The 22,633-nt window shown below is 71.9% G+C and carries 15 protein-coding genes; 5 read left to right on the forward strand and 10 right to left on the reverse strand.

The features are described from left to right. Window positions 1-4: 4 nt before the first annotated feature. From ACWFR4_RS07535 to ACWFR4_RS07570, 8 genes are all read right to left on the reverse strand, one after another. Window positions 5-6,421, reverse strand: a complete 6,417-nt coding sequence (locus ACWFR4_RS07535) for an eCIS core domain-containing protein (RefSeq protein ID WP_453651370.1) — start codon at window positions 6,419-6,421, stop codon at window positions 5-7. Beyond that, a complete protein-coding gene (locus ACWFR4_RS07540) occupies window positions 6,418-6,738 on the reverse strand; it encodes a hypothetical protein (protein WP_453651372.1) in 321 nt (106 codons plus the stop codon). Before ACWFR4_RS07540 ends, ACWFR4_RS07535 begins: the two co-directional genes overlap by 4 nt. Continuing rightward, on the reverse strand, window positions 6,729-8,690 hold the full coding sequence (locus ACWFR4_RS07545) for an ATP-binding protein (protein WP_453651437.1): 1,962 nt from the start codon (window positions 8,688-8,690) through the stop codon (window positions 6,729-6,731). The genes ACWFR4_RS07540 and ACWFR4_RS07545 overlap by 10 nt, the downstream gene beginning before the upstream one ends. Window positions 8,691-8,723: 33 nt before the next feature. Beyond that, window positions 8,724-9,554: a Pvc16 family protein gene (locus ACWFR4_RS07550; RefSeq protein WP_453651373.1), complete on the reverse strand. Its 831-nt coding sequence runs from the start codon at window positions 9,552-9,554 to the stop codon at window positions 8,724-8,726. 60 nt (window positions 9,555-9,614) lie between these two features. Next, a complete protein-coding gene (locus tag ACWFR4_RS07555; protein ID WP_453651375.1) occupies window positions 9,615-10,337 on the reverse strand; it encodes a hypothetical protein in 723 nt (240 codons plus the stop codon). Continuing rightward, window positions 10,330-11,058 (reverse strand): T4 family baseplate hub assembly chaperone, encoded by a 729-nt coding sequence (locus ACWFR4_RS07560; RefSeq protein WP_453651439.1) that lies wholly within the window; start codon window positions 11,056-11,058, stop codon window positions 10,330-10,332. The genes ACWFR4_RS07555 and ACWFR4_RS07560 overlap by 8 nt, the downstream gene beginning before the upstream one ends. Window positions 11,059-11,194: 136 nt before the next feature. After that, the gene (locus ACWFR4_RS07565; RefSeq protein ID WP_227297931.1) at window positions 11,195-11,719 is read right to left on the reverse strand and encodes a phage tail protein; all 525 of its coding nucleotides are present in this window, start codon (window positions 11,717-11,719) and stop codon (window positions 11,195-11,197) included. A gap of 34 nt (window positions 11,720-11,753) precedes the next feature. After that, the gene (locus tag ACWFR4_RS07570; protein ID WP_453651377.1) at window positions 11,754-13,619 is read right to left on the reverse strand and encodes a phage tail sheath family protein; all 1,866 of its coding nucleotides are present in this window, start codon (window positions 13,617-13,619) and stop codon (window positions 11,754-11,756) included. A 646-nt stretch (window positions 13,620-14,265) separates the two neighbouring features. Between ACWFR4_RS07570 and ACWFR4_RS07575 the strand changes: the two genes are divergently transcribed. The 4 genes from ACWFR4_RS07575 to ACWFR4_RS07590 all read left to right on the forward strand — a co-directional run bounded on the left by ACWFR4_RS07575 (window position 14,266) and on the right by ACWFR4_RS07590 (window position 19,077). Then, window positions 14,266-15,609 carry a DUF692 domain-containing protein gene (locus ACWFR4_RS07575; protein ID WP_453651379.1) on the forward strand — a complete coding sequence of 448 codons (1,344 nt, stop codon included), beginning with the start codon at window positions 14,266-14,268 and terminating at the stop codon, window positions 15,607-15,609. 103 nt (window positions 15,610-15,712) lie between these two features. Further along, the gene (locus tag ACWFR4_RS07580) at window positions 15,713-16,456 is read left to right on the forward strand and encodes a DUF4142 domain-containing protein (RefSeq protein WP_453468498.1); all 744 of its coding nucleotides are present in this window, start codon (window positions 15,713-15,715) and stop codon (window positions 16,454-16,456) included. Window positions 16,457-16,563: 107 nt separating this feature from the next. Further along, complete coding sequence (locus ACWFR4_RS07585) at window positions 16,564-17,334, forward strand: TIGR04222 domain-containing membrane protein (RefSeq protein WP_453651380.1); 771 nt, start codon at window positions 16,564-16,566, stop codon at window positions 17,332-17,334. Between the two features lie 150 nt (window positions 17,335-17,484). Further along, the gene (locus tag ACWFR4_RS07590) at window positions 17,485-19,077 is read left to right on the forward strand and encodes an alpha/beta hydrolase (RefSeq protein WP_453651382.1); all 1,593 of its coding nucleotides are present in this window, start codon (window positions 17,485-17,487) and stop codon (window positions 19,075-19,077) included. A gap of 80 nt (window positions 19,078-19,157) precedes the next feature. Here the strand turns inward: ACWFR4_RS07590 and hemQ are convergent, their stop codons facing one another. Further along, entirely contained in the window at window positions 19,158-19,877 is a 720-nt protein-coding gene (gene hemQ, locus ACWFR4_RS07595) for a hydrogen peroxide-dependent heme synthase (protein ID WP_453651384.1), read from the reverse strand. Between the two features lie 4 nt (window positions 19,878-19,881). Then, window positions 19,882-21,348, reverse strand: coding sequence for a protoporphyrinogen oxidase (gene hemG, locus ACWFR4_RS07600; RefSeq protein WP_453651386.1), 1,467 nt, complete (start codon window positions 21,346-21,348; stop codon window positions 19,882-19,884). Window positions 21,349-21,497: 149 nt separating this feature from the next. On the opposite strand from hemG, the gene ACWFR4_RS07605 reads away from it, so the two are divergent. Continuing rightward, window positions 21,498-22,490 (forward strand): DUF4349 domain-containing protein, encoded by a 993-nt coding sequence (locus ACWFR4_RS07605; protein WP_453469258.1) that lies wholly within the window; start codon window positions 21,498-21,500, stop codon window positions 22,488-22,490. Window positions 22,491-22,633: the final 143 nt, after the last annotated feature.

Here is a 22,633-nt window from a genome sequence, read left to right on the forward strand (position 1 = left end):
CCCGCTAGAGCATCTCGATGGCACCTTGCGGAATGATCCCCCTGATCAGCACTTCCTGCGTTCGTATGACATCCCGCAAGGCCTGCTGCATGACCGCGGTGCCCGGTGAGTCCAGCTTCCATTCGCGCTGTCCAATAGTGGTCGTGAGGTCGAAGATGTTCTTCGGGTTGACATAGGAGAGGTCTATGCGAGCCATACCGTGGAATTTCTGCCCCTTGGCCGTGCTCCAGGGCAGGCCCTGCGGGTCCTGGATGGATTGGCTCTCCAGCTTGGTGGTCGAGATGAACTGAGACGCCTCCGTGCCCGTCACATGCTCCCAGGCCTCGTTGTCCGCCCGCTGTTTGTCCGGCTTCATCTTCAGCTTTTCGTCCCTGTAACCCCTCGGAACAATTCCCTGGCCACGCTTGTGAGTCACCTTGTCCTCCGCCGCTATGTTCCTGGTGACATAGCGAGGGACGTACTGATTCTTCGCGTCGCGGACAAGTTGCTTGTCGTTGACGTCCTTGTAGATCGACTGCGCCTTCCCCATCTTGACCATTTGGTACATGTTGGGCTCACGGAACATTCCCACGGGCTTTATCGCGGCACCTGGATGATGCAATGAAAGCAGCCAGTAGGACGGCATCTGCTTCCAGTCCAGCTGCCCACGGTTGATCCCCTTCGTGTGGTCCGCTACCTCACCGCAGAGTTCCATCACGTCGGATATGGAGGCGTTGTCGTCCAGACCACGGAGGCGAGCCCGCACGGCCGCGCGGAATGCCGCGACGTTCGGATCGTCCTCCTTCTTCTCCTTGTCCTTCTTGTTTGATTTCCGATGCCGGTCCTCCACGTCGAAGGCGTCGAAGTAGGCGGTCTCCTCCTCCCACTCTCCCGGCAGGACCGGTTCGCTCGGATTCAGCGTGGCGAGGATTCGGAAATTGGGCCGTCCCGCCGAGCGGAGCTCGGTCAGGCGATACCAGGTCTTCAGCCCCTGCAACAGGGCGTAGTACACGGGACCCTGGATCCCTCGCTTGAGAAGCGGAGTGAGCGCACGCCGGATGCGGGCCACGATCTGACCCAGGCGAGCGTTCTTGGACTCTCTCGAGTTCTTCTTTCTCTCGTGGTCCTTGCGGTTCTGCCTCCTGTGCTCCGCCTGCCTCTTCCTGTTCTCCCGCAGGCGGTCGCGCTTGTTCTTGTACGCGTTCCGCAACTTCGACGCGCTGTTCTTGATCGCCTTGCCGACCTTGGACTTCTTCAGCTTCCTGCCGAGGGTCTTCGCCGCGTTGCCGACCTTCTTCAGGGCGGACTTGACCGCACCCTTGGCCCTCGCCAACGCCTTGGCAGCAGGGGACTTGGCCTTCTTGGGCTTAGTCGATTTGGGGCCCTCGACCTCTTTCTTCCTGGTCGGCTTCTCCGGGGCGGCATCCTTCCTGGCGGTCGGAGTCCGGTCGCTGGTCCCGTCCCTGGTCGGCCTCTCCGTCTCCGGTTTCTGGTCCTTCGGCTTCTCCGGGCGGGCGTCCGCCTTCGCCGGCCCCTTAGGCGTGGCCGCGTCCTTCGGCTTCACCGGAGACTTCAGGTCGGGCGACGGTTCGCCCTTCGGCTTCCGGGCGACCCCCGGCTCGGCGAGCCGCTGCCGCGCCCTCCGCAGCGCCCCCCGCGCCGAATTGACCGCCGACCCCGCCGCCTTCTTCGCCCCGCCCCCGACCTTCTTCAGACCGTCCATGATCTTCTGCGCCATGCCCTTGAGCCGCTTGCCGACACCCTTTGTCGCCGAAGACAGTTTCTGGAGAAGGAAGTTGGTGATCAGGTCGAGGAGGGCGACGACACCCGCGGCGACCGCCTCCGCGAACAGACAGGCCGCCGGCCCCGCCTTCACGGCCTTCAGATACGCCCAGAACTTCGAGAACGCGGACAGGATCGAGCTGATGCTCTGCCAGGCCGACATCAGGCCCTGGACGATCGTCAGGATCGCCCCCGCCGCCGGCACGATCATCGAGACGACCTTCTCGATGACCAGGGTCGCGATCATCATCGGCAGGGAGGCGATGATCGCGTCCCAGGCCATCTTGCCGATCTGTTTGATCGACACGCAGCCCTTCACCAGGACGTCGATCACCGCCTTGCCGAGGCCGAGGATGCCTTCGACCTTGGTGTCGAACCAACCCTTGACCGCCACCTTGATGGCGCCCCAGAGGTGGTCGGTGATCCCGGTCTTGGCCGAGCTGCCCGCCTTGGAGATCCAGCCGCCCGGGTCGGGCGCGATGTCGGCGACCAGCGCCGCGAACTTCCCGAGCGCCTCGATCGCCGCCTGCGCGAACTTGATCGCGCCCATGATGACGGCCTGGTAGGCCTTGATGACCGCCTTGACGCCTGCTTCCAGGACGTCCAGCAACTTGTTCAGGCCGGCCGCGAGTGCGTCCAGCAGGCTGTTGACCGCCTTCTTCAGGCTGTCCGCCAGCTGGTTGACCTTCGCGATCGCCGCGTCCCGCAGGCCCTCGATCGCCTTGCGGAAGCGGTCCCGCAGCTCCGGGAAGGCCGCGAGGAGCACGTCCCCGATCGCGATCAGGACGTCGGCGAGTGCGTTGATCGCCTTGATCGCCAGATCGCGTACGAAGTCGATGGCCTGGTTGGCCCACTCCTTGAACTTGTCGATGATCCCGTTGACGGCCTTGCGGGCCGCGTCGAAGACCGCGGTGACCGCCGCGAGCAGACCCTTGAAGAAGTCGGCGACCTTGTCGGCGATCCAGCCGAACAGGCCTCCGGAGGGCTTCTTCTCCTCCTTCTTCTTCTTGGCCTCCTTCTCGGCGTTCTCGCGCTCGGTGTCGATCTGCGAGTTGTCCTTGTCCTTGCGCGCGCCGACCTCCTTGTCCTTGTCGTCGCGCGCCTTGACGATCTCCTTGTTCTTCTTGCCGTGTTCGTCGTCGGACTTCTCGTCCGCGTCCTCGGACTTCTTGTCCTGCTGGGTCCGCCAGTCCTCGCGCTGCTTCTGCGTCTCCTTGGCGACCTTGCCGCGTTCGGTGGTCTGCTGCGAGGTGTTCCGCTCGACCTCGCGGTCGATCTCGGTCTGCTTGTCCTGCCTGGCCTGCTGCTCGCCCTGCTGGTGCTGCTTCTCCTTGGATCCGAGGTCGCCCTGCGCCCGACCGGCGGCTCCGGTGATCTCGGAGCCCTTCTCCTGTTTGGCCACCGCCCCCACACCGGCCTTCGGCGCCGGCGTTGCCTCCAACGCCCCGCCCTTGCCGCCGCCGGAACCCCCGGACGCCTTGCCGGTGAGCTGTTCACGGGGCGCGTCGGGGAAGATCTGGTCCTCGCCCATGGGCTTGGCCGCGTCGTCGCGGCCGGTCGCCCGCAGATCGGACTGCTTGTCCTTGAGCGCCTTGGCCTGGTCGTCGGTGCGCTTGGGGTCGCTGGCGCCCTCAAGACGGATCTTGGGGGCCGGGCCGACGGTCTTGTTCTCGAGTTGTGGGTCGGTGGTCGGAACGGCGTCGGCCGCGGCTTCGACGCTCTTCGCCTCGGACTCGCTGAGTCCCTTGTCGGGCGCGGCGGGGGCCGGGGGCGGAGGCACGTTGTCCGTGGGCTGCTCGCCCTGGGCCTTGTCGCCGCCCTTGGCCTTCTGCTTGTCGCCCTGGTTCTCCGGGCCGAGCTTCTCCACCTTGCCGGTTACCTGGGGCGCCGCGGGAGCGGCCGAGGGCGGCGCCGAGCGCGTCTGCGGCGCCCCCGAAGGACGTTCGCGCGTCGGCGGGGCCGCGTCGAGCCGCCTCTGCTCCTCGCCGATCTTCTTGTCCGCGGCCCTGTCGACCCCGGGCATGGCGGCGGCCGCCTGGTCGGGCGCCAGCTTGCTCACGGTCTGCACGGCGGCCTTGGGGTCCTGCCCCGAGACGTCCGGCGGTTCCTCCTGCTTCTGCTCGGGCGCGGCCTCGCCACCGCCCCCTCCGCAACCGCCCTGCCCGCCCTCGTCCTGCTCCGGCGCGGGCGCGGGCGGCGCGCAGCCACCGCCGTCCTTCTCCAGGGACGCCTCGGGCCGGGGCGCGGCCGTCTCACCGGGCCGGCCGGGCCCGTCGGTCTGCTCGGCGGCCGGGCTCACCGCCGCCTGCGCGACGGACGGCGCGGCACCGGGTCCGGCAGCGGTCGTCGGCCCGGTCTTCTCGGCGGCGCCCACGGGTCCGAGCGGCGCGGCGCCGGGCCCGGTCTCCTTGGGCACCCGGCTCTTGGCCTGGGGCGCCTCGCGCTCGGACCGGGGCGGTTCGGCTCCGCGCCGGGCGGCGGGCGAGGGGTCACGGTCCTCGACCGGGGTCCTAGGGGTGTGCGCGCCGGCGGGCCGGGACACGGCCGCCGCCACCGGACTCACCACGGTGGGGGCGGGGCCCGCGGCCGACCGGGACTCCACGGTCGTACGGTCCTGCTGGTCCCTCTTCTCCTCCTGCGCGTCCTTGGCGTCCGGCTGGTCGTCGTCGCCGTCCGCCGCCGCAGCGCCGGAGTCGTCGGAGCCGTCGGCCTCCTTGGTCTGTTCCTTCTCCTGCTGCTGCTCCGGGTCGGGCTTCTCGGCCTCGGGCTCGGGCCGGTCCCTGTCCTGGGTCGCGAGGTCCGGGCCGACCTCCTGGTCGAGTGGCTTCTCGGTCTCCTGCAGGTCCTTGGTGCCGCGGTCCTGGGCCTGCGCGGCGGGCCCGTTCTCGGGCTGCGGAGCCTCGCCCTCGACGGGCCCCTCGTCCTGGCCGGGGGCTTTGGCCTCGGGCCCGGCGCTGTCCTCGTCCTCCTCCTGGTCCCGCTTCTCCCGCTCCTGCTCGGCCTTCTCGGCCTTCGTCGGCGGCGGGGTGGGGAAGGAGGGCGGCGAGGGTGCGGCGGCGCCCGGCCCGAGCCCGTCCGCGGTCGGTACGGCGGACAGGTCGAGGTCGGCGTCCGGCAGGTAGTCCTCAGGCTTGATCGCGGGCTCGTCCTGCGCGCCCCGCGCCCGGCCGCCCTCGTCCTCGCCGCCCGCGATCTCCTGGTCGGCGCCCGCTTCGAGGCCGAGGGGACGCTCCTCCTCCCGCGGCTCGGCCTCGGCGCCGCCGTCCTCGCCCTGCTCGTTCAGGCCGTGTTCGGACAGCGCGGAGTCGGACCGCTCGGCCCGCTCGTCGACCTTCTCGGGGCGTACGGGACCGGGCTGGGCCTTCTGCTTCGGATCCGGCTCCTCGCTCTTCGACCCGGCGCCCGGCTGGGTCTGGTCGTCCCGCCCCTTGCGCTTGTCGGCCCCTGGCGCGCTCGCCTGCTGCGGGTCGGCCTCCTCGCGATCGCGCTGTTCCTTGCGCTCCTCCTTGGCCTGTTCGGCCCCTTCCTGCTGCCCCTGGGCGCGCTGGTCGGAGGCCTGGTCGGTGCGTTCGCGGTCGGCGGCGCCCTTCTCGTCCTCCTGCTGCTGCTCCTCCTTGGCCTGCTGTCGGGAGGCGTTGCGCTCGTCCTCCTGCTCCGTGCGCCGGGCGGCGTCCAGCTCCTCGGTGGCGGCGTCCGCGCCGGCCCTGCTGCGATCACTGCCGCTCTTCTCGTCGCGGGCCCTGACGTCCTGCTGCTCCTCGCGGGTGTCGGCGGCACGCCGGTCGGCGGATCCGCGGGCCGGCTCCTGCTCCTTCTTCCACTGGGTGCGTTCGACGCCGAGCGCCTCGAAGAGGTCGGTCTCGGGCAACGGCGTATCGGCGGGCTGGAGTTCGACCGGTCCGGGGCGGGCCTGGTCGGCGATCTCCAGGAGACGGTCGTATTCGGGTGTCAGCAGACGGTTCTCGAGGCGGTCGACAACCGCGTCCTCCAACTCCGGCGACATACGCGCCAATTGGAGCCGCACCCGGCCGGAGGCGTCGGTGGGGTCGCCACGCAGGCTGCGCAGCACGTTGCCCGCGAGCCGGTCCACGAGGGTCGCCGGGTCGACGGCCTCGGCACGCATCCGGTCGGCGTCGACGGTGGCGTAGCGCAGCCAGCCGGGTGTGGCCTGCCCCTCCTCGACCTGCGGGGCGGACTCCTCCTGGACGACCGCCTGAGCGGCTGCTTCCGCCTCCCGCTCGATGGCCTGCTGCGGCAGGCTCACGGCGCCGAGCTCGCGGCCGGCCCGCAGGGCGCCGAGGCCGTGCGGGTTCTGCACCGTGTGCTGCAGCTCGTGGGTGAGCAGCCGGCGGCCCTCGTCGGTGCCGGGCCGGTAGGCGCCCTCGCGGAAGAAGACGTCCTGGCCGACCGCGACCGCGTCGGCGCCGAGCAGCTCGGTCAGCTGCCCGGCGTCCCGGCCGGTGTGCAGCCGTACCCGGCCGAGATCGTGACCGAGTTGCTCCTCCAACTCCCGTCGCAGACCCGGGTCGAGAGGCTGTCCGGCACCGCTGACGATGTTCTTCGGCTCGGGCGCACGGGACTTGGCGGCCCGCTCCTTGCGCTTGCGACGCCGCTGCTCGGCAGTCTGCTCCGAACGGGCTTCCTGGGCCTGGGAGCTCACCGGCTCACCTCCCCGTGACCGCTCAGTCCCTCGTGCACGGCACGCGCCAGCTCCTGCCCGAGGCGTCGCGCGGACAGTCCGGCGGGCAGGGGCGGCAGCCCGGACAGCGCGTCGACCGCGAGTGGACCGTCCGCCGCCAGGGGTACGCCGTGCAGCCGTACCAGCCGGATCAGTTCACTCTCGAACGCCGCCGAGACACGCTCCGGATCCGCCCGGAAGCCGTCGAGTATCAGTTCCCCGATCTCCACGCGGATCGCCGAGGGGTCCTGGTCCCGCGAGTGGTTCCGCGAGTGGTCCCGCGAGAGGCTCACACCCATCCGCGCACCTCCGAGGGCGTCAGCGAGCGCTCCAGCTTCAGGTACTCGGTGCGGGCGGCGGCGAGCATGTGCCGCATCTGCAGCCGGTCACCCTCCTCGGCGGCCAGGAAGGCGCCGGACAGGGCGATGTTGCGGATCGAACCGCCGGCGACGGTGAGCTGGGCGAGCAGCGACGCGTCGATGTCCTTCACCGGGGCCTGCGGCGGCAGCACGCGGCGCCAGATCTCGGCGCGCTCGTGCTCGGCCGGGAAGGGGAAGTCGACTACGAAGCGGATGCGCCGCAGGAAGGCCGTGTCGAGGGCGTTCTTCATGTTGGTGGTGAGGATGGCCAGGCCCCGGTAGGCCTCCATCCGCATCAGGAGATAGCTGACCTCGAGGTTGGCGTACCGGTCGTGGCTGTCCTTGACCTCGCTGCGCTTGCCGAACAGCGCGTCCGCCTCGTCGAACAGGAGCAGCGCGCCACCGCGTTCGGCGGCGTCGAAGACCCGGCGGAGGTTCTTCTCGGTCTCGCCGATGTACTTGCTGACCACCTGCGACAGATCGATGACGAACAGGTCGAGGCCGAGTTCCTTCGCCATGACCTCGGCGGCCAGCGTCTTGCCGGTGCCGGAGCCGCCCGCGAACATCGCGGTCACGCCGAGGCCACGGCGCAGGGTGGCCGCAAACCCCCATTCCTGGTGGACGGTTGCCCGCTGCCGCACATGGGCGACGATCTCGCGCAGCACGCTCGTCTGCCGCTCGTGCAGCACCAGGTCGTCCCAGCCGGCCTCTGGCGCGATCCGCCGCCCCAGCTCGTCCATACCGACCCGCGCCTCGTCGAGCCCGGCGCGCCAGGCGAGTCCGGCGGCGTCCAGCTCTTCCTCGTGCGGCAGCCGGCGGTGCACGGCGGCGGCCGCGGAACGCACGACATGCGGCGGCAGCTGGAACTGGGCGACCAGGGAACGCAGTTCGCTCTCATCCAGGTCCACCCCCTCGAACGCGCCGGTCCACAGACCGAGTTGTTCCTCGTCGTCCAGCCGCGGCACGACCACCCGGGCCGCGTACGACCGCTCCGAACGCAGCGGATCCTCGCTGGACACCACCACCGGTACAGCGGCCCCGGCCAGGAACGACTCGGTCGCCGCCCGTTGGTCGCGGTCCAGTTCGCCCACCTCGACGAGCAGCGCCGAGGGCAGCAGAACCGCCTCACGCTGCCACAGCCGGGCGAGCCGGTCGCGCTCGACCGGGTCGGACGGCACGTCCTCGGCGCTCATCGAGTAGAGCCCGAGTCCCGAGCGTGCGGCCGCCGCGGCGGCGAGGTCGGCCCGGCTGCGCTGGTCCCCGCCGGTCACCTCGACGAGCGGCGCGTCGGAGTCCGCCGCCGTCGCCCAGCCCTCGGCGAGTCGGCTCGCGGCCAGGTCGTACGACGGCGTCAGCTCCTGAGGCGCCGGCGTGCGGCGCAACTGGCCGTGCAGTCGTGCGTCCAGATAGGGCGAGCCCAGCAGGAAGTGCAGGATGCGCTCGTCGAGGCGCAGCCGGGAGGCCGTCAGCCGCGAATCGTCGTCCAGCTCGACGATCCGCCAGCGCCTGAGCGGCGCCACGGGCGTCAGGGCACTCCAGTGCGGCTCGGCCAGCGCGGCCAGCGCGAGCGAGAAGGTGGGGTACGTCCGCTCGGGGTCACCGCAGGCGGCGGCACATCGGGCGGCGGCCGTGGGCTCCAACTCGTGGGCGGCGGCGAGGAGTACCAGGTCGCGCTCGAAGGGCGTGATGCTGAAGCAGGAGACGAGGGCGTCGAGCGGGGCGGTACCGGGGCCGCCGGGCGCGGTGGCGAGTTCGGCCCCGGGGGCACCGCCGCTCTCCTCCGTGACACGTGCCGCATGCGCGTCGACGCGGGCCAGGACGCGCCGGATCTCCGCGGTCAGTGTCGCACCGCCCGGGTCGGCGTCCGCCGCACTCTGTTCGTACGTCCCCATGCCCTCACCTGCCCCCGTCGTCTCCATGCCGTGTCACTCCTGCGCGGGCTTGGCGGCCCGGGGCGCTGTCTTGCGCGTGCGTGCCGGGGTCTTGGCCGGGGATTTCGCGACGGCCTTCGCAGGGGTCCTGGCCGCCTTCTTGGCGCTCGGGCGGGCCGGGGGGTCGGCCTCCTGCCTCACGACATCATCTGGAGAAGGCTCATTTGATGTCGCGTCAGCTCTCGGTTCGGCCCCCGGAGGGACCGGCGCGCCCGGCGCGCCGAACGGCAGCACCCGTACCTCCGGCCGCTCCACCGGCTTGCCCACCACCGGAGCCTCCCGGCCGTCGATGAGGACGAGGGCCGCCTGGTAGACCACCGACAGGGTGTAAGGCGTCTGGTAGAGCATCCCCCACAGCTTCGACGTCTCGTCGACGTCCATCACCGTCGGCGTGAACCGCACGCGCTGCGCCGACTCGGCGAGATCGCTGCCCGCCAGGTACGGCCGTTCTCCGGCGAGTTCGATGATGTCCTTCGGCAGGACCGGTATCTCGTGCAGGGCGCGCACCACGGAACCGATCAGGCGCTGCCCGACCAGCTCCGTCTCGTCGCCGTACGCGGTGATCAGGAAGTGCAGGTCGAGTGCCGCGACGGGCCGCTTGACCAGCGTGCCGTCGGCCGCACGCGTCGGCAGGTCGTTGTTGCGCTGCGAGGTGTCGGGCGTGACCTGGTAGAGGAACACGGAGATGGTGGGCTCGGTCGGCGGGTCGGCCGGCGGCTTGCGCGGCTCGACCTTGACGGCCATGTCGATCTCGGGACCCAGGTTGGACTCGAGCAGCAGGGCGAGGGCCTGGGTGACATGCGCGAGGGCAAGTGCGTTGCTCATGGCGTCAGTTCCTCGGTTCCTCTCGGCCTGCTGGTCGTCCTACTGATCCGTGTTCGCGGTTCACTCGCGCCCCCGCGCCAGGTATTCCGCGAGGCTCAAGGTGGCCCCGGTCCTCCCCGCGGCGGGCGTGCGCGGCCGTCCGCCGCCGGGCGCCTCGCCCGCCGTCACTTCGAGCCGCCCGATCTGCACCTGCACCACCTGCTCGGTGGCGCGTGCCGGTCGCCGGGCCGCGGCCTGCCGTACGGCGTCGCGCGTTGCCGCCGGGCCGGCGGCGCTGGGGGGCAGCGCCGCCGGCACGGCGTGGGGAGCGGCGCCCCTGCCCGGGGGGACGGGCACGGACACCGCGGTCTGTGCCGATTCCCGCTCCGCGCGCACCGTCGCACGTCGCCCGGTTTCGGGCAGCGGTCGCAGCGCCGGCGCAACGGAGGTGGCGGGACGCAGCAACGGCGCCTCGTCACGGGCCGGAGCAGCCGGCCGCGGCCCCTGCGGCTCAGCCGCCCGCTCCGTGTGGACGACGGTCCGCTCCCGTTCCGTGTGCGTCCGTGCCGCCACGACCGTCGGCGACGGCGCATCCGGCGGCGGGACGGCCGACGGCGTGGCCGCGGGCCACAGCAGCGTGTCCTCGTCCGGTGTCGGTGCGGCGGCCCGTACCGCCTCGACCCGTTCGAACGGGCCGGGCAGCCGGGGCCGTACCCGCTCCGCGGCCGGCCGCGGGGCGGTGTGCCGCGCGAGCAGCCGGTCGAGGAAGTCCGGCGAGCCCCCAGGGGCCTCGGAGTCAGACATCCGCACACAGCTCCAGGTAGTAGCGGCGCCGCGTCGGGCTGAGCGCCAGGATCTCCGGCTCGCTCCAGCCGTAGGCGGTGGCGAGCAGATGGACGTCGAGCAGCACGTCCCGTGCCCAGGCGTCCAGTTCGGTCCACAGGTAGGAGGCGATGTCGAGTTCGGCCCGGGTGGCCTGCCCGCACTCGGGGCAGGCCACGTTGAGCGCCAGGTCGGCGCCGGGGTCGGCCGCCTCGACGGCCTCGACGATCCGGCGCTGCACCGGCGCGGGCAACTCCCCCGCCGTCACCGCCGTCCCGTCGTGCACCGCCGAGACCAGGCATCGCGCGAGCAGTGCCGTACGCGGGTCCGCCGCCCGGGCCGCCACCGTCAGGTCGGCGACACCGGGCAGCCTGAACTCGACGTCCCAGCCGTCCTGTCGCACCCGCACGGCCGACTCGCCGCGCCCGCCCAGTGACCCGGCGAGCTCCCCGGCGTCCAGGTCGAACTCCATGTCCTCCCCGCACGCCCCGCACGCCAGGCGCACCTGCATCCGCTCGCCGAACAGTGCCCGGCGCAACGCGAACAGGTCCGCCTCGCGCTCGCCCACCGGCAGCGCCGGCAGCCGTTCCGCCCCGACGTCCGGTCGTGCCGTGCGGTGCAGCAGCAGCGCACGCCCGACCGGAACCTCGCCGAGGCCCGCCTCCCAGGCAGCCAGCAGTTCAGCCGCCCCGGTGATCACCATGCCCACCCCCACCCCGATTCCCTCGACCATGCAGGTCCCGGTGGTTCAGCAGCGCCCTTGGGGGCGCTGCTGAACCGCGCGACCAGCCACGACGAAGCCGCAGACGAACGACGGCCCATCGCGGAACTTCCAGCGCTCAGGCCGGGTTGAGGAACGAGGGCTCCTCCGGCTCGGGCACCTCGTAGTCCCGCTCCCAGCCCTCGCACTCGAGCTTCAGCGACTGGATGGCCACCGCGTTGGCGTTGGCGTCCAGTTCGCCGAGGACCTGGTACTCGCTGGGCCAGGTCCGGTACAGCTTGTGCGAGACGGCGACCTGGCCCGCCTCGTTGAGGACCTGGATGACGAGGTCCTTGCGGAAGTCCGCGAGGGACACCTCCGAGCCGAGGCCCGCGCCGACCTGCCAGACCTTGTTGGCCCAGCGGTCGAACTCGGGGTCGTGGGTCACCCCGCGTTCGAGGGTGATGCCCTCGAACTCCGAGCGCCCCGGCGACTTGCGCGGGGAGGAGGGGTCACCGCCGTTGCGGTGCTTGACGACCTCCGTGGTCCGCTTCAGCGGACTGATCTTGCTGATGCCGGCGACCGTACGTCCGTCCCACAGGACCAGGAACTTGAAGTTCTTGTACGGGTCGAAGCGATGGGCGTTGACCGTGAACTCAGCCATCGATTTCCTTCAGCTCTCCCTGGATCCCGGGCCGCTAGAGGGCGAACTGCCCGGACGTCTGCTGGATCTTGACGACCACGAACTCGGCCGGACGGACCGGCGCGATGCCGATGAGCACGTTGACGATCCCGTTCGCCACGTCCTCGTCCGTCGTGGTCTCGCTGTCGCACTTGACGAAGTACGCCTCCCGCGGGGTGCTGCCCTTGAAGGCGCCCTGGCGGAAGAGCGTGTGCAGGTACGAGGAGCCGGACAGCCGGATCTGCTGCCACAGGCTCTCGTCGTTGGGCTCGAACACGACCCACTGCAAACCGCGTTGGAGGCTCTCCTCCACATGCAGCGCGAGCCGCCGCACGGGCACGTACTTCCACGCGCTGTCGAGGGCGTCGGAGCCCTCCAGGGTGCGCGCGCCCCACACCAGCGGGCCGGCCAGCGGGAAGGTGCGCAGGCAGTTCACACCGAGCGGGTTGAGCAGCCCCGTCTCACGGTCCGTCAGATCGACGGTCAGGGAGCGCACTCCGACGAGCTGCGCCTCCGTACCGGCCGGCGCCTTCCAGACACCGCGCTCGGAGTCGGTGCGCGCGATGACGCCGGCGACCGCGCCGGACGGCGGGAAGGCGCGCAGCCGCCCGGTGAGCGGGTCGGTGAGCTGCAGGTGCGGGAAGTACAGGCCCGCGTGGTTGCCGCGCACGGCGTCGAAGGCGGACAGGCCCGCCCGCGCCGAGTCCACGCTCACCCAGGTGGCGGGCGCGTCGACCAGCAGGAAGATCCGCCGCTCCGCGCACAGCCGCTGAGCGGCGGACACGACGGTGAGCGCGTCCTCGGTCTTCTCGTACGACGCCAGTTCCGGCAGCGAGAGCAGGTTGACGTCGGCCACCCCGCGCAGCGCCTGGATGCCGGTCTTGTCGGCCTCGGAGCCGATGAGGTCGCGCGGGCCGGGGGCCTCGCCGTCCTCGCCGCCCCCGAGCGGGAACACCGGCGGGTTGACCGAGGCCTCCAGGCCCAGGTCGTTGGCGCACTCACCCAGGAAGCGGACGACGTCCTCGGGGTCGGTGGAGCCCGCGACGACCTGGATGCGCCGGCTGAACGCGGTGACCTCGACACCCGCGAAGGCGTGCCGGCCCGGCGCGTCGGGCAGCGCCCGCAGCTTGCGCTCCAGAAGCAAGGCCAACTCGGCCACCGAGGACGGGACTTCGCCGTCGCAGTCGGCGTCGTAGAGCTTGAACTCGCGCTCCACGTCACCGATCTTCACCGTCACGTCGACGGCCAGATCGGGCAGTTCGTGACCGAACGGCTTGGAGACGGTGCCGGACGGGTCGGGGCGCCCCTCGCCCACGGCGTCGACGCGGATGAGGCGCGACCCGGCGTTGATCACGGTGGGCGCGTAGGTTCCGCTGCCGGCGTCCATGGACAGGCCGGTGAAGCTCTCGCGGGCTTCGCCCCTGGCGTCGTGGACCCGCAGGTTGAAGGTCTCGTCGGGGCACGTCGTGTCGTAGTCGACGGCGACCCGCAGGCTGTTGCCCCACACGCCGGGTTCCTTGGCGTGGACCTCGAGCACATGGCTCTCGCTGCGGCCGTCGGTGGACTCCAGGACGACGCAGGCGGTCTTGCCGCTGCCCGCCTTGGCGACCCGGACGATCACGGCGACGGAGCCGCCGTTGCCGAAGAACTGGTGCACCGCATAGGCGAGCGGGCTCTGCGCGCTCAGCCCTCCGAAGCGCCGCTCGAACTCGGCGAATCCGGTGACGCGCACCGGCTCGTTCAGCGGGCCGCGCCGGGTGTGCCCCACGAACGCGGTCACCGAAGTGGTCACGGCGGAGATGGCGCGGGTGCTGCTGGGAAGTTCTTCGACGTAGACGCCCGGGTAAGTCGGCCTCGCGGCGCTCACGGCATTCGTCGGCATTCCCCCTCCTATCCCTTCTCGGGCACCGGGTGAAAGGCACCAAGAGGCGACAGAGGGGGAGGTGTGGCAAAAGGCGGCGCGCGGCGGTCTCCGGACGCGTCATGCCGCGCCGGTCCGCACACCCGTATCAGTTTCCCCCGTCGATGCCCCGGACGGACGGCCGCCCGGGTCAAGCACGCATGCTTGTGACTCCTGATGCTCAAGTGCCCACCCACCTTGGGGAGTTGGGTGTCGCGGGAGCAAGGCATGTTTACGCCAGCCCGAAAGTCGGTTCGATGAAGAGAGGTCCGTGCGACCTGCACACGATGCGCACGTGTCGGAACAGATAGTTCACGGATTCCACACAGCAGATGGTGCAGCAGAGGGGTGCCCATGTCCTGACGTACCTCACAATTCTGGCGGCGACATGGCTCCACGCCAGCTCGCAAGGCCTCCCGTCCTGACAGCCTTACGGAGACGCACGAAGAGCGCTGTGGCCGATTCCACGGGGGTAAGGCCGTGGCGCCTAGCACCCGGCCCTGCGCGCCGGCGTCGCGCGGAACCTCAAATGAACCTCTGAACGTCCCCCCTCCTGGGTTCGGTGGTGCCCGCCGGGGTCATGACACCGGCATCGCACGGCACACGGCCGGGGTGGAGGAGGGGAACCATGCAGCGGATCGAGCGTCTGGGTACGGGCATCGGCTGGCGTCCGGAGATCGCGGAGGCCGTGGAGGCGATGCCCGGCATCGACTGGGTCGAGGCCGTCGCGGAGAACGTGTGCCCCGGGCACGTCCCCGACTCCCTGCTGCGGCTGCGCGAGCGCGGCGTCACCGTCGTGCCGCACGGCGTCTCGCTCGGCCTCGGCGGCGCCGACCGGCCCGACGAGGGCAGGCTCGCCGACCTCGCGGCCCGCGCCGAGGCCCTCGGTTCCCCGCTCGTCACCGAGCACATCGCGTTCGTACGGGCGGGCGGCGCGCTCACCGCGTCGCAGCCGCTGGAGGCCGGCCATCTGCTGCCGGTCCCGCGCACGAGGGACGCCCTCGACGTGCTCTGCGAGAACATCCGCATCGCCCAGGACGCACTGCCCGTCCCCCTCGCCGTGGAGAACATCGCGGCCCTGTTCTCCTGGCCCGGCGAGGAGATGACGGAAGGTCAGTTCCTTTACGAGCTGGTGGAGCGCACCGGTGTGCACCTCCTGATCGACGTGGCGAACCTGCACACGAACCACGTCAACCGCGGCGAGGACCCCGCGAAGGCTCTCGGTGAACTGCCGGTCGAGGCCATCGCGTACGTGCATGTGGCGGGCGGCTTCGAGCGCGACGGTGTGTGGCACGACAGCCACGCGCACCCCGTGCCGCGCCCCGTCCTCGACATCCTCGCCGACCTGGCGTCCCGGGTCTCGCCCCCCGGAGTCCTCCTGGAGCGCGACGAGAACTTCCCGGCTCCACAGGAGCTGGAGCGTGAACTCGTCGAGATCAGGAGGACGCTGGCAACCGCGCCCGCCGAGGGGCGCACCGTGCGGCCCTCCTCGGACACGGCCTCGCGGGACACCGAGACTTCGGAGGACACCGGCCCCGCCCGTCAGCGGCTCGCGCTCGCGCAGGCCGCCCTGCTGTCCGCCCTCGTCGCGGGGACGCCCACACCGGAGAGGTTCGACCGGGTGCGGCTCAAGGTCCAGAGCCGGGCACTGTGCGCCAAGCGGGCGGACGTCGTGGCGAAGGTGGCACCCGAACTGCCGGAGATCCTCGGCCCGGCCGCGTACCGCCCGGCGTTCCTGTCGTACGCGCAGTGCCGGCCCATGACCGGCGGCTACCGCCGTGACGCACTCGACTTCGCCGAGCATCTGCTCGACTCCGGTGGGGCCGGGGACGCGGGGGCGCGGCGGGAGCTGGAGCAGTGGTGGCGGGAGCGGTCGGGGCCCACCCCGCCGGCCGCGCACCCGGGGGCACGCCTGGCGCGCGCGGCGCGGTCCGCCCTGCACCGGGGCCGTCCGGCTCTCCGGTCGGCCTGAGCGCCACCACCCCGCGCCCGTACCGCAGTTGACGTATTCCCGGGGTTACCCGAGCCCACGTCCGTGAAGCGGACTAGCGTGCGGTGCCGCACCAGGAGGCACCATGCGCACCCGATTCGTCAACGGCACCGGACTCATCGTCGCCGGGCTCGTCACCACGCTCGCCGCTCTCGTGTTCCCGGTCTGGTCGTACGCCGACCGCTCCGGCACGGGCGTGGACCTGCTCGACCAGGGGACCGTGTCGACCAGATTCGGCCCCCTGTCGGCCCTGGACCGCGAGTTCGTCACGAAGGTGCGGCTCGCGGGCCTGTGGGAGCTGCCCGCGGGCCAGCAGGCCGAGGCGAGAGGGACCAGCACGGCGGTGCGGACCGCGGGTGAGCACCTCGTCGAGGGGCACACCTTCCTGGACGCCCGGGTGCGCGAGGTCGCCGCGCGGCTCGGCCTCGAACTCCCCAACCAGCCCAACAGCCAGCAGCAGCACTGGCTGTCCGAGCTGAGCGCGGCACACGGCGACGACTACGAGCGGAAGTTCGCCAACATCCTGCGCCGGGCCCACGGGAAGGTCTTCTCACTGGTCGCCCAGGTCCGCGCGACGACACGCAACTCGCTCGTACGGGACCTGGCGGACGACGCGAACAAGACCGTCCTCGACCACATCAAGGTCCTGGAGTCCACGGGCCTGGTCGACTTCGACGCCCTCGCGCGGGACGCCGCCGGCGCGAGTACACCACCGGAGACCCGCTCCCCCGCCCCGCCGGGTCCCGTGGCGTCCCCCGCTCCCCCGACGCCCCTCTCCCCGTCCCCCTCCTTCCCGCTGCCCCCGGCGGCCTCCCGGCCCAAGCCCTGACACGACAAGGGGAAGGGAGGAAAACGGAACGTCACATGCAGACAACGCTCTGTCCATATGGTGAACAACCCGTGGCGCCACCCGAACAGGTGACATAGAAAAACGCCATGTTCTGGCTTCTGTTCCTGCTCATGGCCTGTGCCGCTGCCTTTCTGTCCTGTGCGCGCCTCTGCCTCGCCGCGGCGCACGCCGCACACAGCGAGCCGGCCGGGGGCGGGGCGCACGAGCTGACGCTGTACGAGGCCGCGTTCCTGTCGGGCGGCCCGTTCCGGGTCGCCGATCTGACCCTCGTCTCGATGGCGCGCAGCCGGCGCCTGCTACTCGCGCACACCGGCTGGGCCACCGTGGTCGACCCGGTCGGCGGCGACGACATCGAGCGCTCGGTGATAGGCGCCATCGGGCCGGACGGGCAGTCCCGGATCGGGGCGGTGCGCCGGGCGACGGCGGCCGCGGACGCGGTACGGGCGCTGGCCGACCGGCTCGTCGCGGCGGGCCTCGCCGTTCCTGACGGGGCGCGGGGCGGGGTCGCGGCCGCGGTCCGCCAGGTGCGGGCCGCCGCGCTCGCCGTCGTGGTCCTGGCCGGGGTGTCGCTCACGATGCCGGGCGGGGAACCGGGCGACGGCGTGCTGGTCGCCGCATGGTTCGCGCTGCCCCTCATCCTGACGCTGTCCTGTCTGGCGATCGCCCGCTTCGAGGTCCACCCCTACACACGCTGGGCCTCCCCCACCGGACAGCGGCTGATCGGCGCCCTGCCGAAGGGCGCACGTGACGGGATCGGGGAGGCCGCCCTGCTGACCGCCGTCGCCGTGCACGGCGTCCGCGCGGTGTCCGACCCCGCCCTGCGCGAGGCCTTCGGGACGGCGCAACGGGGTCATTGAGCCGACACCGGCAGGCCGGTGCTTTACTTCGTCAACTGCCGCACGAAGTATCCCCTTTGTTCGCGTCTGCTCCCGGCAGGCGGGTGACAGCCCCGAAAGGCCGCACGAAACGGCCGTACGAGGGCCGGACGAAAGGGACCCACAAGAGCGATGAGAGCAGCCCCCGCCGTCTACGCGACCGCCGGATCCCTGGTCCTGACCGCCCTCGTCGCCGCCCCGGGCCGCGCCGACACCCAGGCCCCGCCCGGCACGGCCGAACTGCGCGGCACGGCCGTGGCCGCCGCCCGCGCCGCGGCCACCGGAATCACCTTCGGGACCTGCGCCGCCGCGGAGCACCTCCCGGCCTACATCAAGTGCGGCACCGTCTCCGTCCCCCTCGACTACGCCCACCCCGCCGGCAAGCAGATCAAACTGACCGTCAGCCGCGTGAAGGCCACCGGCACGACGGCGCCGAAGGGCGGCAGGCCGGTCCGCAGGCAGGGCTCCCTCGTCTTCAACCCCGGCGGCCCCGGCGCGTCCGGCATGTACTTCCCGCTCGTCGGGCTGATGCCGGAGTGGAAGCGCATCGCCTCCGCGTACGACCTCGTCGGCTACGCCCCGCGCGGGGTGGGCCGCTCGGCCCCGCTGTCCTGCGAGGACCCCAAGCGGTTCACGAAGGCCCCCACACAGGCACCGACCCAGCCCTCCGCCACGTACAAGCTGGAGCGGATCGCGCAGGCCAAGGCGTACGCGCAGGGGTGCGCGAAGAACGCCGGGGACGCGCTGCGGCACTACACGACGCTCAACAACGCCCGCGACCTGGACGTGCTGCGCGCCGGGCTCGGCGAGCGGAAGCTGAACTTCATGGGGTCGTCGTACGGCACCTACTTCGGGGCCGTGTACGCGACGCTCTTCCCCATGCATGTGCGCCGCATGGTCTTCGACTCGGCGGTGAACCCCGACCCGAAGCAGATCTGGTACACCAACAACCTCGTGCAGTCGGTGGCCTTCGAGCGGCGCTGGGCGGACTTCCGTAAGTGGGTGGCCAAGCACAACAGGACGTACCACCTGGGCGCGACCGCCGCCGATGTGCAGCAGAGCTACGAGAGGGTCCGGGCGCGGCTCGCGAGCGAACCCGCGGGCGGCACCGTCGGCCCCGGCCAGCTCCAGTCCGCGTACCTCCAGGCCGGGTACTACGACGACTACTGGGCGATGCGGGCGAGCGCGCTGTCGGAGTATCTGAAGGGCAATCCGAAGCCGCTCGCCGCGCAGGCCGCGCCGCAGACCTCGGCGGCCGCCGGGAACGAGAACAGCACGGCCGTCTACACGGCCGTCGAGTGCAACGACTCGGCGTGGCCCACCGACTTCCGCGTCTGGGACCGCGACAACACCCAGCTGGCGCGCCGTGCCCCGTTCGAGACGTGGGACAACGCCTGGATGAACCTGCCCTGCGCGTACTGGCCCGCCCCGCGCCAGCGTCCCGTCGACGTACGGACCGCGCCCGGCGCGCTGCCCCCGACGCTGATCCTGGCCGCCGAGCGGGACGCGGCCACCCCCTACGAGGGCGCCCGTGAGCTGTGGCGCAGGCTTCCGGGGTCGGTCCTGGTCACGGAGCGCGGCGCGGGCACCCACGGCATCGCCGCCGGACCCAACAAGTGCGTCAACAGCCACCTCGACGCGTATCTGATGGAGGGGCGGATCCCGGTGACCCGCGCCGCTGCCTGCGCCCCGCACCCCGAACCGGCGCCGCTCGCCGTGGACTGACGGCGGGCACACGCGCGAAGGGGCCGACCGGTTCGACGACCGGCCGGCCCCTTCGCGTACAGACCCGGGAACTACCTGAACTACGCGAGACCCGCGACGAGTTCGGCGACGCTCTTGCGGCGGCCCGTGTAGAACGGGACCTCCTCGCGGACGTGCATACGGGCCTCGGAGGCGCGCAGGTGACGCATCAGGTCGACGATGCGGTACAGCTCGTCGGCCTCGAAGGCGAGGAGCCACTCGTAGTCACCCAGCGAGAACGAGGCGACCGTGTTGGCGCGGACGTCCGGGTAGCCGCGGGCCATCTTGCCGTGGTCCGCGAGCATGCGGCGCCGGTCCTCGTCGGGCAGCAGGTACCAGTCGTAGGAGCGCACGAACGGGTACACGCTCACGTAGTTGCGCGGCGTCTCGTCGGCGAGGAACGCCGGGATGTGCGAGCGGTTGAACTCGGCGGGGCGGTGCAGCGCCATGTTCGACCAGGCCGGCTCGAGGGCACGCCCCAGCTTCGTACGGCGGAAGAGGTTGTACGCCTCCTGGAGCTGGTCCGCGGTCTCCGCGTGCCACCAGATCATGACGTCGGCGTCGGCGCGCAGACCGGACACGTCGTACGTGCCGCGGACCGTCACGTCCTTCGCGGCGAACTGGTCGAAGAGCTCCTGGACCTCGTCGGCGTAGCCGGCCCGGTCCTCGGGGAGGACGTCTCGGAGCTTGAAGACGGACCACAGGGTGTAGCGGATGACCTCGTTGAGGTCCTTGGCCTTCTTGCCTGCGTTCGGGATCTTGGCGGGGGCGTCGTCACTCATGGGGCTATTCTCCCGCGCCGCCGTGCAGACTCTGCACCGGGTGCGCGGTGAGCTCCTCCACGCCGCTCAGGTCACCGTCGAGCTGGTCGACGGCGGCGTAGGCGCTCGCGATGCAGGCCGGGATGCCCACGCCGTCGTACGCCGCCCCGCACACGGCGAGTCCGGGGATCTTGGCGACATGGCCGCGGATGCGGGCCACGCGCGCGTGGTGGCCGACGGGGTACTGGGGCAGGCCCTCGTGCCAGCGCGTGACGCGCGTGGCGACGGGCGCGGCGCTCAGGCCGGTGGCCTCCCGCAGGTCGTGGCGCGACACCTCGACGAGCCCGTCGTCGTCGCGCGCGAGGTCCTTCTCGTCCTGGTAACGGCCCACGGAAGTGCGTACGACGACCAGGCCCGGGTCCTCGGCCGCGATCCAGCCCCACTTGTTCGAGGCGAACGTGGACGCCTTGATCGTGTGGCCGTCGACCGGCGGCACGAGGAAGCCGGAGCCCTCGGGCAGGTTCGCCTCGTCGCGCCGGAACGCGAGGGTGATCAGGGCCATCGAGGCGTACTCGACGGTGCGCAGCTCCGCGGCGGCGGCCGGCGACTCGGTGTCGAGGAGCCGGGCCGCCTTCTGCGCAGGCACGGCGAGGACGACGGCGTCGGCCTCGATGACGTGGTCGTCGACCCTGACCTCCCAGCCGTCGGGGGTGCGGCGCAGTCCGTGGGCGGGGCTGTCTAGAAGGATCTCGCCGCCCCGCGCGCGCACCGCCTCGGCGACGGCGAGCGGGAGCTGTCCGATGCCGCCCTCGATGCCCATGAAGACGGGGCCCGTCTGCTGGTTCCGCGCCGCGCGCTCCTGGATGGCGCGGACGGCCTCGGTCAGGGAGCGGTGGGCGCGGGCCGCCTCGAAGAGCTGGGGGACGGCGCTGCGCATCGAGATGCGGTACGCGTCGCCCGCGTAGACGCCGCCGAGCAGCGGCTCCACGAGCCGGTCGACGACCTCGCGGCCGAGGCGCTCGGCGACATACGCGCCGACGGCGACGTCGTCGCCGAACTCGGTGGCGGGCAGGTCGCGGTCCTGCTCGATGCGGGCCAGACCCTTGTCGGACAGGACCCCGGAGAGCGCGGCGGCCGTGCCGGGGACGCCCATCACATGGCCCTTGGGCATCGGGCGCAGCTCGCCCCTGGTCCAGAGCGAGGCCGTGGCCGTGCTCGGCGGCTGAAGCCGGTCCCCGAGCCCCACCTCACGGGCGAGGTCGACCGCCTCGGGGCGCCGGGCGAGCATCGACTCGGCGCCGAGGTCGACCCGTACACCCGCGATCTCCCCGGCGCGCAGCTTGCCGCCGAGGCGGCCCGACGCCTCCAGAACGGTGACCTGCGCGCCGGCCGCGAGCAGCCGGTGGGCCGCGGCGAGCCCCGCGATGCCACCGCCGATGACGACCGCCCTGGGGGTCTGTCCCGTTCCCGTGCCTGTGTCCGCGTCGCGCATGCCCCCACTGTCTCAGACCGGCGAGTCCCGACCGTGACCGCATCGGGACCGCTCGGCAACCACCGAAAGGGGTCGCCGGGCCGTCAAAGGAGGCGGCCAGGGCCCGTCCATGGGGCCGACCGTCCCACTCAACCTCCGGGGGTACGTCGATGCGGATATCAGGCACCACAGGAAAGCGGCCGGGGCGCCGCGGCATACGGGCGGCCGGCGCCGTCCTGCTCGTGGCGGCGCTGGCGCTGACGGGGTGCAGCGCCGGCGCCTCGGACAGCGGGGACGCCAGCAAGGCCGACGGCGGGGAGGCGGCCGCCGCGGACCAGGGCTCCGCGAAGGAGGCGGGCGGGGGACAGTCGGACGCGAAATCGTCCCGGCGTGAGCCGCCGAAGCTGACCGGCGTCCACATCATCCGCACGGCGACGCTCACCGTGCAGGTCAAGGACGTCCCGCAGGCACTCGACAACGCGCGCACGGCGGCCGAGGACGCGGGCGGCATCGTCGGCAACGAGTCGACCGACCGTGACGGCAGGGGACATGAGCGTTCCCGTGTCGTCCTGCGCGTGCCGCAGGAGCGCTACGAGCAGGTCCTCGCGGACCTCGCGGGCGCGGGCCGGCTCATCGAGCGGAGGGTGAAGGCGCAGGACGTCACCGACCAGGTCGTCGACGTGGAGAGCCGCGTCAAGTCGCAGCGGGCGAGCGTGGCGCGGGTCCGCGAGCTGATGGACAAGGCGACGAAGCTGAGTGATGTCGTCGCCCTGGAAGGGGAGTTGAGCACCCGCGAGTCCGATCTGGAGGCTCTGCTCGCGCAGCAGGCGTCCCTCAAGGACCGGACGAGTCTGGCGACGATCACGCTGTCGCTGACCGAGACCCCGGTGAAGCCGGCGGGGCACAAGGACGAGGACCCGGGGTTCACCGACGCGGTCGCGGGCGGCTGGGGCGCGTTCGTGACGATGCTCCGCTGGGTCGCGGTGGCCGTCGGCGCGGTGCTGCCGTTCGCCGTGGTGGGCGGCCTGCTGGTCTTCGTGTGGCTGCGTCTCGTGCGGCCGCGGCTGCCGCGCAGGGCCACCGCCGCCGCACGGCCGTTGACGACGGCGCTCGGCCCGCTCCCCGCGCATCCGCCGGCCGGGGAGCGGGGCGAGGAGGAGTGACGGCGGCGCGGACGTAGTTTGGTGGGCATGAGCCCTACACGTGAGCGACTGGTGGTCATCGGCGGCGGGGGGGGCGGGGGGGAGCCCCCCGCCCCGGCCCCCCCCCATGGCCGCCCCCCCCCCCCGCCGGGGAAGGGGGTGGA

Source organism: Streptomyces sp. NPDC055140 (assembly GCF_053607285.1).

Bases quoted from the DNA above. Each gene is read 5' to 3' on its own strand.
- ACWFR4_RS07570 (WP_453651377.1), bottom strand. From the start codon at position 13,619: ATGCCGACGAATGCCGTGAGCGCCGCGAGGCCGACTTACCCGGGCGTC.
- ACWFR4_RS07605 (WP_453469258.1), top strand. From the start codon at position 21,498: ATGCGGATATCAGGCACCACAGGAAAGCGGCCGGGGCGCCGCGGCATA.
- ACWFR4_RS07590 (WP_453651382.1), top strand. From the start codon at position 17,485: ATGAGAGCAGCCCCCGCCGTCTACGCGACCGCCGGATCCCTGGTCCTG.
- ACWFR4_RS07575 (WP_453651379.1), top strand. From the start codon at position 14,266: ATGCAGCGGATCGAGCGTCTGGGTACGGGCATCGGCTGGCGTCCGGAG.
- ACWFR4_RS07565 (WP_227297931.1), bottom strand. From the start codon at position 11,719: ATGGCTGAGTTCACGGTCAACGCCCATCGCTTCGACCCGTACAAGAAC.
- ACWFR4_RS07540 (WP_453651372.1), bottom strand. From the start codon at position 6,738: ATGGGTGTGAGCCTCTCGCGGGACCACTCGCGGAACCACTCGCGGGAC.
- ACWFR4_RS07555 (WP_453651375.1), bottom strand. From the start codon at position 10,337: ATGTCTGACTCCGAGGCCCCTGGGGGCTCGCCGGACTTCCTCGACCGG.
- hemG (WP_453651386.1), bottom strand. From the start codon at position 21,348: ATGCGCGACGCGGACACAGGCACGGGAACGGGACAGACCCCCAGGGCG.
- ACWFR4_RS07560 (WP_453651439.1), bottom strand. From the start codon at position 11,058: ATGGTGATCACCGGGGCGGCTGAACTGCTGGCTGCCTGGGAGGCGGGC.
- ACWFR4_RS07580 (WP_453468498.1), top strand. From the start codon at position 15,713: ATGCGCACCCGATTCGTCAACGGCACCGGACTCATCGTCGCCGGGCTC.
- ACWFR4_RS07585 (WP_453651380.1), top strand. From the start codon at position 16,564: ATGTTCTGGCTTCTGTTCCTGCTCATGGCCTGTGCCGCTGCCTTTCTG.
- ACWFR4_RS07545 (WP_453651437.1), bottom strand. From the start codon at position 8,690: ATGGGGACGTACGAACAGAGTGCGGCGGACGCCGACCCGGGCGGTGCG.
- hemQ (WP_453651384.1), bottom strand. From the start codon at position 19,877: ATGAGTGACGACGCCCCCGCCAAGATCCCGAACGCAGGCAAGAAGGCC.
- ACWFR4_RS07550 (WP_453651373.1), bottom strand. From the start codon at position 9,554: ATGAGCAACGCACTTGCCCTCGCGCATGTCACCCAGGCCCTCGCCCTG.